This is a genomic window from Prevotella sp. tc2-28 (genome assembly GCF_900107705.1).
In the GTDB taxonomy this organism is placed as follows: Bacteria; Bacteroidota; Bacteroidia; order Bacteroidales; family Bacteroidaceae; genus Prevotella.
Map to the genome: position 1 here is coordinate 13234 of NZ_FNRE01000003.1, position 14533 is coordinate 27766.

The window sequence follows — 14533 nt, forward strand, 5'->3', positions numbered from 1 at the left end:
ATTTCGAGACTAATAACTTTTATACTAACTCTAATTTACAAATGATGAAGCAATTAAACATTAGAACTCCGTTTAGGATGTTTGTCCTCCTATTAGGACTCTTCCTTTCGGTAGGTGCCTTTGCTCAGATTGACGTCAAAGGCCATGTGAAAGATGCTACGGGCGAGCCCATCATCGGTGCTACAGTACGAGTGGCGAACACACAAATCGCAACCGTTACTGATTTCGATGGTAATTTTGCCCTAAAAGCCAACCAGGGTGCTGACATCACTATCAGCTACATTGGTTATCAGACAGCTACCGTCAAGGCGGCTCGCTCTATTGAGGTAACGCTGGAAGAAGATGCCACCACACTGGAGAACGTAGTAGTCATCGGTTACGGTGTGGCCCGTAAGACCGACCTGACCGGTTCAGTAACGGCTATGAAGCCCGATGAGAAGAACCACGGTTTGCAGGTTTCTGCCCAAGACATGATTCAGGGTAAGATTGCCGGTGTGAACGTAAGCTCAGCTTCCGGTGAGCCTGGTGGCGGTGCACAGATTCGTATCCGTGGCGGTGCTTCTCTGAATGCATCCAACGACCCTCTGATCGTGATTGACGGAATGCCTTTGGATAACAATTCCACAAAAGGTATGAGCAACCCCCTGTCATTGGTTAACCCTAACGATATCGAGTCGTTTACCGTACTGAAGGACGCTTCTGCTACCGCTATTTATGGTAGCCGCGGTTCAAACGGTGTTATCATCATTACCACCAAGCGTGGTCGTCGCAACCAGTCTCCACAGATTAGCTACAACGGAACACTGTCTGTCAGCACGGTTGCCAAGAAACTGGACGTGATGAATGCAAGCGAGTACCGTGAGTTCATCAAAGATTATTATGGCGCAAACTCAGATGCATATGCTGGTCTGGGCAATGCAGACACTAATTGGCAGGATGAAATCTATCATGCAGGTGTCAGCTACGACCACAATGTAAGCGTAAGCGGCGGTGTTGGCAACCAGAAGTGGGCCATGCCATATCGCGTCAGCGTGGGTTACACCCATCAGGAAGGTGTATTGGTTGATTCAAACTTTAAGCGTTTCACTGCTGGTTTCACATTGAACCCCTCGCTTTTGGACGACCACCTGAACCTGAACATCAATGGTAAGTATGCTTATACTAAGACGAATCCTGGAGGTCAGGGTGCCATTGGTACTGCCACAAGAATGGATCCGACCCGTCCTGTCTGGAGTGACGAAGAGCAGTTTAAGAACTGGGGTGGCTACTGGCAGTGGATCAAGACTACATCAAGCTACGACCCCACCTACCCCTACGCCCGTAACGACGATGCTCCCAGCAACCCTGTGGAACAGGTCAAACACTATCGCAACGACAGAAATGCACATGTACTGTTAGGAAACTTTGAGGCCGACTACAAGATTCACGGTTTCGAAGACCTCCGCCTGCACATGAACCTGTCTGGTGACTATAGTACTGGTGCAGAATACACGAATAACGATCCGCAATCAACCTACGGATACTACTTTGGCGGTTCTGGTGACAATACAGAAAAGAAATACAATGTCGTGGCTACCGGCTATGCACAGTATTTCAAGGACTTTGCCAAGGATAACCACTTCGACATCATGGCTGGTTACGAATACAGCCGTATGAAGTACTGGGGAGGCAGTTCCTATGCCGACTATTATCCCGCAACTTACCAGAAGACCTTTGACGACGGAACACCCAAGGCTGGTACCATCAACAATTCCAATGAGGATTATTGGAAAGGTCAGACCGTATTGGTCAGCTGGATTAGCCGTGCTAACCTGACATTGCTTGACAGATACTTGTTTACCTTTACCTTCCGTGCCGACGGTTCGAGCCGCTTTGCAGACGGACACCGCTGGGGTTACTTCCCTGCTGCCGCTTTAGCATGGCGCATGAAGGACGAGCCATTCCTAAAGAAAGTTGACGTCGTCAGCGAAGCCAAGCTCCGCCTGGGTTGGGGTAAGACTGGTCAGCAAGACACTGGTAAGGAATATTATACTCCTGCCTATCGAAAGAATACGAACAATTCTTACATCTACCCGATTGGCGAAGGCAACCCCGGTACCCTTTACAAGCCTGAGGCTTACAATAACGATTTGACCTGGGAAACAACAACTACCTATAATATTGGTTTGGACTTAGGTTTCTTCGACCAGCGTCTGACACTGAATGTGGATGCATACTATCGCAAGACCACTGACCTGCTCTGCTCACCATCAGTTGCTGCAGGACAGAACTACGACAACAAGATCATGATGAACGTAGGTTCACTGAAGAACAAAGGTTTTGAGATTGCAATTACCGGCAAGCCCATCCAGTCAAAAGACTGGTTCATGGAACTGGGAGTCAATGCAGCCTACAACAAGAACGAGGTTACTGAAATCAACGCCAGTGGACGTGACATGATTGAAGCAGGTATGACAGTTGGTATGCAAAAAGACGTTACTTACCATAAGGTTGGACAACCTGCCAACTCCTTCTGGGTTTACCAGCAGGTTTACGACGAGGCAGGACGTCCTATCCAAGGTGTCTATGTAGACCGCAACGGTGATGGACTGATTGATAACAACGACCGTTACTTCTACAAGAGCATTAACGCTCCTTGGACTGGCGGTTTCTATTTCAAGCTCTCTTACAAGAACTGGGATCTGGGAACCAACTTCCGTGCAAGCTTCGGCAACTATGTCTATAACAACATTGTCCAGGGCAAGATGAATACGGATGTGCTTTACAATGCCTCTAAGAACTTCTACGAGAACAGCACATCTGACATTACAGCACTGAGATGGACTTCTTACGAATATCCTCTTTCCGACTATTTCGTACAGAACGGTAGCTTCTTGAAGTGTGACAACATCACCTTGGGATGGAACTTCAAGACATGGGACGAATACTTGTCTGGCCGCATCTATGCTTCCTGCACCAACGTATTCACGATTACGAAGTACAAGGGTCTTGATCCTGAACAGACTTCCGGTATGGAAAGCAGCCTCTATCCACGTAGCCGTACTTTCCTGGTTGGACTTAACCTGAACTTCTAAATAGACAATATAAAATAAGAACGCATTATGAAACTCAATAAGATAAAAGCAATAGCTCCGGCAGTAGCACTGCTGCTTGCTGCCACGATGAGTTCCTGCATGAACGATCTGGACAAGGGCAACATAAACCCGAAAGTAGAGAGCCAGCCAGACGTAACAGCACTCTACAGCAAGTGCTATGCCTGCCTTATCATGGAGGGCATGGACGGTTCTGCTGATTTCACCGTCGATGATAATGGAAAATCTACTTTCCTCCGTAATCTCTTCAATGCAAACGTACTTTCTACCGACGAAAGTATTTGTTGGTGGTCGGATGGCGGTCTTGGTGACTATGGATTGAACGATCCTAAGCCCAATTCCGACGCTATCAGATTCCTGTACTACCGAATGATATACAATATCTCATTCTGTAATCACTATTTGGAACTGCCAGAGGCACAGGGCGACGCCACAAAACTGGCTGAGGTGCGCTTTATCCGTGCATATTTGTATTCACAGATGCTCGACTTGTTTGGTGACCCCTCGTTCATTCCTGCTATTTCTACAGAGATTCCCAAGCAGGCACACGCCTACAATGAGAAGTTTGATGCAAGCCAGACCTATACCCGTGCACAGCTGTTGGCCATGGGTCGTGAATTCTTGTTCAACTGGGTTGTTAACGAATTGAAGGCTTGTGAGGCCAACCTGATGGATCCTCAGCCTAAGACTGACAGTGACCCCAACTACGGACGTGTTGACAAGGCTGCTGCATGGCTGATGCTGAGCCGCATGTATCTGAATGCCGGTACTTATCTGAATGACAATGGTCAGAACAACCCTTATTGGGCAGAAGCTTTGACCTATGCCGAGAAGGTTATCAACTCACCCTATGCACTCTTTGACGACAGCAAGATATCAGCCCAGGCAAAGGCTAATGGCTATAAGCCTTACGACTTGTTGTTTATGGGTGACAACGGTTCTAACGGTGCTTCATGCGAGGCTATATTCCCACTGCTTCAAGATGGTAAGACCACGAAGGGATGGGGTGGTTCCTTATTCTTCATTGCAGCCATGTGGAATCCTGATATGAGAAACGTCATGGGTCTGGATGCAGGTACAACAGGAAATACCTGGTCTGGTATGCGTGCACGTCCTCAGCTGATTGAGAAGTTCACCAGCGACCCCCAAAGCTTCGTTGGAAAGACTGCTGCTGAAATCCGTGCCATGGGCATTGACGACCGCGCCATTTTCTGGGGCGTAGGTAAAGACTTGGAAGTATTTCCTAACGATGCCACAGGTTTTGCACACGGTCTGACCACACCGAAATGGAACAACAACTATTCTACAGGCGGAACTCCGCACGACACTTACGATGTCGATATCGATTTCTTCTTGCTGCGTAAAGCAGAGGCTTACCTCAATGCAGCCGAGGCCGACATGCATATCAGCGGTGAGAGCTCTGCCAAGGCAGCAGGTTATCTGAAACAGCTCCGTAGCCGTGCACATGCCGGTGAGAAGAATGTTTTCACACTGCAGGACGTGCTTGACGAGCGTGCCCGTGAATTCTATTTCGAGGGCATACGCCGAACCGATCTGATTCGCAACAATCAATATGGCGGCTTGGACGTTACTTACGGTTGGCAAGGCAAGAGTGGCAACCAGGAATATACAGGTGCTCCATTCGACAAGACTCGTAACGTCTTCCCTATCCCATCTGTTGAGATGATGGCCAATCCAAACCTGACTCAGATTGACGGTTATAATGAGGCCAACTAACATGAGTGTAAACAAAACGAAACATTAATAAGAAACGCAATATGAAGAACAGACTATTGCTTGGCGCACTGCTCATAGGCACCGCCAGCTTATTCACAGCATGTTCGGATGACAACGATTCAAACCCCACGCTGATTCAGCCTACGGAGTTTACGTTGAACACACCAACATATATTGACCAGACAGTGGATCTGAAGAACACCGAAGCACTGCAACTATCATGGTCGCAGCCTAAGTACACTGCCGACAACGCACCTTTGCAGGTTACATACCAGATTCAGGTGTCGCCCACTAACTCGTTTACCGTTTCTACCGCTCAGGCAGAAGCTGACAAGGAAGGTAAAACTGTTGCTGACTATGCTAACATAGCGCGCACAACAACAATGTGCAAATATTCATTGCTTTCCGCCGACCTTGACAAGGCGCTGCAGACGATTGGCAAATGGCAAGCAGCAGAGGACGTTCCGGCTATTCAGAACGTATTTGTGAGAATTCATGCCTATATTTCAGAGAATGGGAAGCAGCTCAATTCCATTATCTCTACCAATGAGGTAAAACTGAGTGTTTCCCCGTACTTCGAAATTATGAAGGAGGCTGATCCTATCCTGTGGTACATGGTAGGTAGCTGTATCGGTAGTGCAGAATGGGACAATGGTGGTGATGCAAGTATCGGCAAGGGCCTCGTTCCATTGTTCAAACAAGCCAATGAGAAGTACGACAAGGCAACAGGTGCAGGTGTAATTGCATTTACTGGATTCTTCCCCCAAGGCGGTGAATTCAAGTTTATCAAGGTTCCTGGCAACTGGGATGATGACAAGCAGATTAACTACACCAAAGTGAAGGATGCTCCTTCTTATATTGAAGATAAGGGTGACTTCCATAATATTGGAATTGCACAAAGTGGTTACTACACCATCAGAATGAATACCACAGAAGGTAAAGAGGAAGTCACTTTCGAGAAATACGAAAAGGATGTGAAGGTTTACGAGCAACTCTGTGTCGCAGGAACCATGAACGAATGGGGCGACAGTGACATGATTCCCGTATGGACGCTTGCTGGCGAGAACCATGTATGGTCGTTCGTTGTAAAAGGAGCCGATCACATGAAGGTGAAGACCAAAGGAAGTTGGGACACCAACTGGGGCTACAGAGACGGACTCCAGGGTGAAGGTGACAAAGATGGAAACCTTGTTATTCCTGGTAAGGACACAGATAAATACCTGTTGCTGTTCAACGACATCACTGGTGACTATCTGCTAATTAAACAAAAGTAACCAACAAAATCAAGAAACGTATGAAAAAGATTATATTATGTGGAATCGCCTTGGTGGCAGGACTCATGTCCTGCACCGAGGACTACACTAACTGGGGTACGCCACAAAGCAACACCCCCAACGAGCCTCAGACGTTCGTGATGATGGTTCAGCCAACAGCCAGTTCTATAGACTTTGCCACCTACACAGAAGAAACAGTACAATTGTTTACGACCAATGTAGGCGAGGGACAAACTAAAGGCTACACGGTGACTATCACTGGCGAGAATGTGGATGGCATACAAATTATCCAGGCTGACGCAAATGGAAGAGTTGCCACTTCTACGTTAGAAGATGTCGTCATTGGCTTGTATGGCAAGGCTCCTACGCCACGTACACTTATTCTGTCCGTTGAGACTATAGTCAATAACATCAATACCGCTGAAGGCGTTATTTCTGCCAAAGTGAAAGCATCACCGTATTCTATGACGGCTAAGCTGGATGCTCCATATATTGACGAAAACGGATATTATCTCGTTGGAAACGTTGACGGATGGACATGTAAGCGAGTAGAAGCATATCACATGACGAACAATGGAGGAGATGTCTACGACAATCCTGAGTTCACTGTTGAACTAGAGCCTGTCGACGGTGTCACTACCTATGAGATTAAGATGATACCTGCCGCAGACTTCAACGACGACGGCACCGTAAAAGAATGGGGACGTGCCCTGTCTGCTCTCCCAGGTGTAGACACACCTGCATACAGCGGAAAGTTCTCAGACAAGAATGCAGGCGGCAACATCAAGTTTGATGCCGTTAATGGAGCCAAGAAGTACATCGTAAAAATCAATGCGATGGAAACGACCTACGATGTTAAAGCTATTACCTATAACCCATTCATTTATTTCATCGGAGCGACAGACGGATGGAATAATGACGAGCCTAATCGTCAGAGACTTGCTCTTGTCGACGAAAGCGGCATCTATACGGGTTACATCTATTGCGCTGACCCGAATGGCTGGGGCAATGAGTTCAAGTTCCAGAAGGTTGCTGGCGACTGGGGTACAGAGGTTAACTCAGGCATGATGTCTGGCGGCATCACTGGTGATGTGGCTGACGGCGGTGGTAACTTCAAGGCTACTGCTGGCGAAGGTATCTATTATTTCACGCTTAACATGGCAACCAACTCATTGAATGCCGTTCGTATTACCAATATGAACCTTGTTGGCGACTTCAACGGATGGAATCAAGCTGACGATGCCCAGCAGATGACATGGGATGCAGCCAATTACTGCTTCGTCATCACAGGTGCAGGCGTAACTGCTAATGGTTGGAAATTCACAGCCAACAACGCATGGGGAATCAACTTAGGTGGCGACATCAACGACTTGACACAAGATGGTTCAAATCTCTCTGCAGTTGGAACAACCATCAAGCTCTACCCCACTCGTAAGACTTCTGACAAGATTTACTGCACAGTAGAGTAAACCTCTTTTCTATTCGATATTCAAGCGGACATCCTAAAACGGTGTCCGCTTGTTTTATATTAAGGAAAAATATTGCTACCATTAATGCTCGCAATTGTTAGATTTAAATGTAGCATTTTTATTATTTAATATGCCAGTTCGGGATAAGTATATGACTTATGCTCTGAAAAATATTTTTTAAATTTTGCTGCCACCCTGCCACCAATCTTCTATAACACCAGTTTTTAGACATATTTTTGGTGGCAGCAGGGTGGCAGCAAATTCCGGTTTTTGGTAAAAAACAACAAAAAACTACGAGTAGTTTGTCAATAAGCGGGGGTTATTGTGTAATAACCCAGCCTTATTTTGGAATAACCTTACCTTATTCAAAATTACTTCCGGAGTAACAAAAAATACTTTCGGAGTATTCAAAAATACTTTCGGAGTATTCCCAAAAACAAAGGTAATAGAGTATCTAAAGATGCCAAATGCAACCGATTGCACATACTCTCAAAAAATATTCTACTACGTTGTAGTTCACCCTATTTGTAAATTTTGTATCTTTGCAAAGTAAATCTAACGACTAACGATTATGAAACGACTTTTTACCTCACTACTTATTACATTGACATCGCTGTGTATGATGGCACAGGGATGGCCCGAGAAATACGAAGGTGTAATGCTACAGGGATTCTATTGGGATTCGTATACTGATAGCAAGTGGACGAACTTGGAGTCTCAAGCAGATGAATTATCTCAGTATTTCAAGCTTATTTGGGTGCCAAACTCAGGTAAGACATCAGATTTTCACCACGCTGGAAGAAAAACGATGGGATACGACCCTTGTTATTGGTTTGACCACACTGGTGCATTTGGAACAGAGGCAGAACTTCGTTCCATGATTAGCACCTTTCAGACAAAAGGTGTGGGTATCATTGAAGATGTGGTGGTTAACCACAAAAACGGTCTGAACACTTGGGTGGACTTCCCTAATGAGACCAAGGGAACTTATAGTATCACATGGGACAACACCAATTTCTCTGGAATTTGCAAGGACGATGAATGCAACAGTCATCTAAGTGAATGGGCTACTGGAGCTTTTGCAGGCAAGAAAGCAACTGGAGCAAACGATACAGGCGACAACTTTGATGGTTTTCGTGACCTCGACCATACCAATGCAACTGTGCAGCAAAACATCAAGACCTATGTTAGTTTCCTATTAAATAATCTCGGTTATGTAGGTTTTCGCTATGATATGGTAAAGGGCTTTTCAGCATCATATATTGGCATCTATAACGCATCGGCAAATCCCACCTATTCTGTAGGCGAATATTGGGACGGAGACTTTAATAAGACAAAAGGTTGGATTGACGGGACCAAGGTGGACGGCAAGATTCAAAGCGCTGCTTTCGACTTCCCACTGAAATACAAGATTAACGCAGCTTTTGGTGGTGGTAAATGGGACCAGTTAAAGGAAGCCTTTTTAGCTAACAACACGGATTATTCTCGTTATGCGGTTACCTTTGTTGACAACCACGACACCTATCGTGAGAGGACCTGCCTAAACTATAACATTTGTGCAGCTAATGCCTATATTTTGACTATGCCTGGTACACCTTGTTTGTTTCTTCCTCATTGGAAAGATTACAAGGGAACACTGAAGAAGTTGATAGAGGCACGTAAAGCTGCTGGTATCAACAATCAGAGCACAATAGAGAGTGTAGAGACTTCTGACAAAGGACTTGTTTTGAAAGTGAAAGGCGATAAAGGCTCCTTGATGTTGGTTACTGACGAAGCAACAATAAATACAGCAGGCTATCAACTGGCTGTTGAGGGAGTATTATTCAAACTATACGCCAGCTCGGAAGTTGATCTATCTGGTGTCAATGCTGTTACTGACACTGATGCCAAACAGGAGCCAACAACAGTACCAGACTGCTGCGTAGTCAACGAAGGAGAAACATGTGCTTTCTTTGAAGTTCCTGCTTTCTGGGATATGTCATCACGAGTTATCAAGTGTTGGCGCTGGGATAAGCAATACAACTATACTGGAGGTTCATGGCCTGGAGTAACATGCACTAAAGTTGGAACAGCTCACAATGGTAATGCTGTATGGAAGTGGACTTTCAAGGAGTCGGACAAGAAAACTGCATCTGGCGGTAATGAAGGTATCATCTTTAATAATGCCATTAATAGCTCTGACAACAAAAAAGAACAGACAGACGACCTCGATTTCCAAAATACCGGCTACTATACCATGAATGGTATGTGGAAAAACGTATTGAAGGAAACTACTGGCATCCAAACAATAACAACAACCCGTCAAAATTCGGATACCCATTGGTACAATCTCAATGGTCTAAGACTCACAGAGAAACCTGCAACAAAGGGCGTTTACATCCATCAGGGTAAGAAAGTGGTGGTACGATGAAGCAGCGACTTCTTTTCGTATGTCTGGGTAATATCTGTCGTTCACCGGCTGCTGAAGGAATCATGCAGCAGCTGGTGGACGACAGAGGTCTATCTGACCGGTTCCACATTGAGTCGGCAGCTATCGGCCCTTGGCATATCGGTGATTTGCCCGACAGCAGGATGCGTCGCTGCGGCAACAAGCATGGATATAACTTCAACAGTCGTGCCCAACAATTGGACAGTTCCTATTTCGACCGCTTCGACCTCATCATCGGAATGGATCACGAGAACATCAGAGCTATCACCGCCAAAGCACGCAATGAGGAGGACCTGAAGAAGATAAGACTGATGGCTGACTATCTCCGCCACCACCCATCTCAGCCTACCATCCCCGACCCTTACTATGGCGTAGAGCGTGATTTCGAATTAGTCGTCGAACTGCTGGAGGATGCCTGCGAGGGATTGTTAGACAGCCTCATCAGAAAGACAAACAGGAATCAATAACACAAAAACGATGATAAGAAAAGCTGAAACAAAAGACATCAAGGGAATCATTGATCTTCTATACCAGGTGGACGCCGTGCATCATGGCATTCGACCAGACTTGTTCAAAGGGAACACGCCCAAATATGACGAACAAGCGCTTGAGGCTATTCTGAGCGATGGAAGCAAACCGATTTTTGTCTTTGAAGAAGGAAAAATACTAGGACATGCTTTCTGTCAGATTACGGAGATTAAGAACCACCGATTACTACAGGACACCAAAACACTGTATATTGACGACATCTGCGTAGATGAGGCAGTTCGTGGAAAGCATATCGGAAAGGCACTTTATGAGTTTGTCCGTGACTATGCCAAGTCCATAGGGTGCTATAATATCACTCTCAACGTCTGGGAGGGTAACGACGCGGCCTATTCTTTCTATAAGAACATGGGCATGCAAGTCCAAAAGACAGGCATGGAAACCATTCTATAAGTAAACCTATAACGATTATTTATGAATCAGAGTTCTTCGTCAAGCAACGCGACCCAAGACCGAGCATATCAAATCATCCGTACCAGTTGGATTGGTATTATAGCCAATCACAATTACAGCGAGAATGATTAGAGATTTCATCGCCATCGACTTCGAGACAGCCAATCAGGAGCCTTCGAGTGTCTGCTCAGTAGGAGCAGTCGTGGTGCGTAACGGACAGGTTGCAGATAGTTTTTATAGTCTCATCCAACCTGAGCCAAACTACTATAATTACTGGTGTCAGCGGGTGCACGGCATCACACAAAGCGATACCGACAATGCGCCTGTATTCTCGAAGGTTTGGGAGCAACTGGAACAGCGGATTGCCAATGTCTTCTTCTCCGAACAGCCATGCGATGATTTAAGATACCAGATAGCCACCCTACCCTTCGTCGCCCATAATTCCCGCTTCGATGAAGGATGTTTGAAGGCGGCTTTCAAAGTCTATCAGATGGACTATCCTGACTATCGTTTCTACGATACCCTTACAGCCTCACGCCACCAGTTCGGCCATACGCTGCCCAATCATCAGCTCCATACGGTTGCTGCTGCATGCGGCTACGACCTGCAAAACCATCACCACGCATTGGCCGATGCCGAGGCTTGCGCAGCAATAGCATTATACATTTTGTAAAACTGTAAAGAAGTGGTCTCCTTCCTTGCAATCGGCTGCTAAAGAATAGGTGTATCTTTTCTCATCAACCAGAAGATATATCGTCTGCGATATTTTGTTAATCATTCTTAAAGTTTAAGATAAATCGTTTGCGATATAAAATAATCTTCTTACCTTTGCAACTGCAACAAAAACAACAATAATAAATAATAATAAGGTATGCAAAAGATTTATGATTTCAAGGCTTTTTCAAGCAAAGGTAAGGAGATTGATTTCTCACAGTTTCAGGGTAAGGTATTGCTGATTGTCAACACAGCCAGCAAGTGTGGATTTACCCCTCAGTTCGCAGGACTGGAGGAGTTGAACCAGAAATATAAAGACAAGGGACTCGTTATCATCGGATTCCCCTGCAACCAGTTCAAGGAGCAGGATCCAGAGGGTGATGAAAAGATTGAGGAGTTCTGCCAGCTGAACTATGGCGTGACCTTCCAAATCATGAGAAAGGGTGATGTCAACGGTCAAGACGCGCAGCCTATCTTCGAGTATCTGAAGGCACAGGCTCCTACAGAGGAATACAACGGTCTGAAGGCTAAAGCTGCCAAAACACTTTTCAAGGCTATCAGCAAGAGCGTGGAGAAGGATAGCGACATCAAGTGGAACTTTACCAAATTTTTAATTTCAAAGGATGGTGAGACCATCAAGCGCTTCGCACCCATAACAGAGCCAAAAGATCTTGAAAAGGACATTGAGGAAATGCTGTAGTTTTTTAATTAAGAGTCAAGAGTTAAGAATTAAGAGTTATGCACGCAGAGTTACAACTTGACAACCAGATTTGTTTCCGACTCTATACGGCAGCAAGACTCATCATGCAGGCCTACACGCCGATGCTAACGGAACTGGGCATCACATACCCACAGTACCTCGTTCTGATGGTGCTGTGGGAGCAAGATTCCCAACCTGTGAACGACATTGCTCATCGTCTGCTGCTCGAAACAAACACTGTTACGCCCCTGCTTCAGCGTATGGAAAAGCTTGGTATCGTGGTTCGCAAGCGTGGCAAGGAGGACAAGCGTCAGCAAATTGTCAGTCTCACAGAGAAAGGCCGCGATATGGAGAAACAAGCCTACAAGATCATCCCAGCAGGCATGGGTGAAACACTGAAGGCCTGTCCGCTCCAGATGGATGACTACACGCATTTGGCCTGTGAATTAGACTCGATTATTGAAACACTAAAGAAATAAACAACCGACACACAAAGAAATAGAAGTATGACTTTAGAAGAAGCAATCAAAGCCCGTCATAGTGTTAGGGCGTACAAAGCACAGCCTTTGGCAGAAGAGATTGCCAAGGTGCTGGAGAAGGAGATTGAAGAGCAAAACCGTCAGGGACATCTGCATATCCAGTTGATTAAGAATGAGCCGAAAGCCTTCCAGGGCAAACTGGCTAAGTACGGAAAGTTCTCCAACGTGACCAACTATCTGGTCATGGCTGGCCAGAAAGCCGAAGACCTTGATGAACGTATCGGCTACTACGACGAACATCTGGTACTTCTGGCTCAGACACTCGGTTTGAATACCTGTTGGGTGGGACTCAGCTACTCAAAGATACCAGGAACCTATGTGCTCGAAGAGGGCGAGGTCATCAAGGCCTATATCGCCATCGGCTATGGTGAGACACAGGGAGTCAGCCATAAGATCAAGACCGTAGGAAAAGCGAGCAACGCCAGCGACATCACCCCCTCATGGTTCCGCAAGGGTGTCGAAGCAGCCCTGCTTGCCCCGACAGCCGTGAACCAGCAGAAGTTCTTCTTTGAATATGTATCCGCCAGAGACAGCAAGTCTGCCCAGGTAATCGCCAAAAGAAGCTTCTCGCTGATTGGCTTTACACAGATGGATCTCGGCATCGCGAAGTATCATTTCGAGGTCGGTGCAGGAAAGGATAACTTCGAATGGGCATGAAGATCAAAGAGTGGCTGCAATCCCTTTCGTTCAGGACTGGTGTTATCGTCCTGATGTGCTGCATACCGTTCTATATCCTGTCCTTCGCCCAGATGTTGCTGCCCATCAGTGCCACAATAAAGGGCGTGCTTTGGGCTGTGCTCTTCGGACTGGCCAAGACCTGCCAGTATGGAGGACTGACGATCCTGGGCGTTGAAGGCTATAGACGGCTACGGAATAAATTCAAAAACCAATAATCAAAAAAAAATGTTATGAAGAAACTTATCAAATCATCAGCCCTCGTGCTGACAGGCGCACTGCTCATCTACGCCTGTGGAAATAAGGAGCAGAAGAGTGAGGCAAACGTCAATGAGAATCCTACTCAGGAGAAAGTCGAGGTAAATGCCGTTGAAGGCCGCAAGAACTTCAGCGACAAGGCTGTTATCACACCGTTGCCCGCCATCATGATTGCTACATGGGACGAAAACAAGAATCCCGACGTGATGATGGCAGCATGGGGTGGCCAGTGTGGCCCCAAGCACATCACCTTCGAACTCTCCAAGCACAAGACCACGGACAACATCCGTCTGAAGAAGGCTTTCACCATCAGTTTTGCCACGAAGAATGACATCGTTCAGAGCGACTATTTCGGCATCGTGTCCGGCAATGACGTGCCCGACAAGGTGGCTAAGGCGGGATTCACCATCACACCAAGTCCCAATGTCGATGCACCTATCATCAACGAGTACAAGCTGACGCTAGAGTGCAAGGTCGTGACCTTCGATGAAGACGAGAACGGTGGTGCCCGTGTCGTTGGTGAGATTGTCAACATGAGTGCTGACGAGAGCATCCTCGATGAGGAGGGCAACATCGACCTCGGCAAGCTTCAGCCCGTCATCTTCGATTCTGCCAAGAACGAATACCGTGTAGTCGGCGAGAAAGTCGGTACGGCTTGGGGATCTGGCAAGACCATTCAGGAACGTGAAGTTAAATAACGAACAAGAT

Annotated in this window: 13 protein-coding genes; all 13 read left to right on the forward strand. The window is 46.4% G+C overall.

Annotated features, from left to right (window positions below):
- Window positions 1-41 precede the first annotated feature (41 nt).
- The 13 genes from BLU47_RS03325 (at window position 42) to BLU47_RS03385 (ending at window position 14523) form a co-directional block, all read left to right on the forward strand.
- On the forward strand, window positions 42-3074 hold the full coding sequence (locus BLU47_RS03325) for a SusC/RagA family TonB-linked outer membrane protein (RefSeq protein WP_369796958.1): 3033 nt from the start codon (window positions 42-44) through the stop codon (window positions 3072-3074).
- 27 nt (window positions 3075-3101) lie between these two features.
- Window positions 3102-4829, forward strand: a complete 1728-nt coding sequence (locus BLU47_RS03330; protein WP_091958415.1) for a RagB/SusD family nutrient uptake outer membrane protein — start codon at window positions 3102-3104, stop codon at window positions 4827-4829.
- Window positions 4830-4870: 41 nt separating this feature from the next.
- A complete protein-coding gene (locus BLU47_RS03335; RefSeq protein ID WP_091958417.1) occupies window positions 4871-6103 on the forward strand; it encodes a SusE domain-containing protein in 1233 nt (410 codons plus the stop codon).
- A gap of 20 nt (window positions 6104-6123) precedes the next feature.
- Window positions 6124-7572, forward strand: coding sequence for an Outer membrane protein SusF domain-containing protein (locus tag BLU47_RS03340; protein WP_091958420.1), 1449 nt, complete (start codon window positions 6124-6126; stop codon window positions 7570-7572).
- 571 nt (window positions 7573-8143) lie between these two features.
- Window positions 8144-9982, forward strand: a complete 1839-nt coding sequence (locus tag BLU47_RS03345; protein ID WP_091958422.1) for an alpha-amylase family glycosyl hydrolase — start codon at window positions 8144-8146, stop codon at window positions 9980-9982.
- Window positions 9979-10467, forward strand: a complete 489-nt coding sequence (locus tag BLU47_RS03350) for a low molecular weight protein-tyrosine-phosphatase (protein ID WP_091958424.1) — start codon at window positions 9979-9981, stop codon at window positions 10465-10467. The genes BLU47_RS03345 and BLU47_RS03350 overlap by 4 nt, the downstream gene beginning before the upstream one ends.
- Window positions 10468-10477: 10 nt before the next feature.
- Window positions 10478-10939 carry a GNAT family N-acetyltransferase gene (locus tag BLU47_RS03355; RefSeq protein WP_091958427.1) on the forward strand — a complete coding sequence of 154 codons (462 nt, stop codon included), beginning with the start codon at window positions 10478-10480 and terminating at the stop codon, window positions 10937-10939.
- Between the two features lie 127 nt (window positions 10940-11066).
- Window positions 11067-11612, forward strand: coding sequence for an exonuclease domain-containing protein (locus BLU47_RS03360; protein ID WP_091958949.1), 546 nt, complete (start codon window positions 11067-11069; stop codon window positions 11610-11612).
- A 198-nt stretch (window positions 11613-11810) separates the two neighbouring features.
- Window positions 11811-12353 (forward strand): glutathione peroxidase, encoded by a 543-nt coding sequence (locus tag BLU47_RS03365; protein WP_091958430.1) that lies wholly within the window; start codon window positions 11811-11813, stop codon window positions 12351-12353.
- A gap of 38 nt (window positions 12354-12391) precedes the next feature.
- Window positions 12392-12832: a MarR family winged helix-turn-helix transcriptional regulator gene (locus BLU47_RS03370; RefSeq protein ID WP_091958433.1), complete on the forward strand. Its 441-nt coding sequence runs from the start codon at window positions 12392-12394 to the stop codon at window positions 12830-12832.
- Window positions 12833-12859: 27 nt separating this feature from the next.
- Entirely contained in the window at window positions 12860-13549 is a 690-nt protein-coding gene (locus tag BLU47_RS03375; RefSeq protein WP_091958435.1) for a nitroreductase family protein, read from the forward strand.
- Entirely contained in the window at window positions 13546-13785 is a 240-nt protein-coding gene (locus BLU47_RS03380) for a hypothetical protein (protein WP_369796959.1), read from the forward strand. The genes BLU47_RS03375 and BLU47_RS03380 overlap by 4 nt, the downstream gene beginning before the upstream one ends.
- 15 nt (window positions 13786-13800) lie before the next feature.
- Window positions 13801-14523: a flavin reductase family protein gene (locus BLU47_RS03385; protein ID WP_255402075.1), complete on the forward strand. Its 723-nt coding sequence runs from the start codon at window positions 13801-13803 to the stop codon at window positions 14521-14523.
- The last annotated feature ends 10 nt before the right edge of the window (window positions 14524-14533 follow it).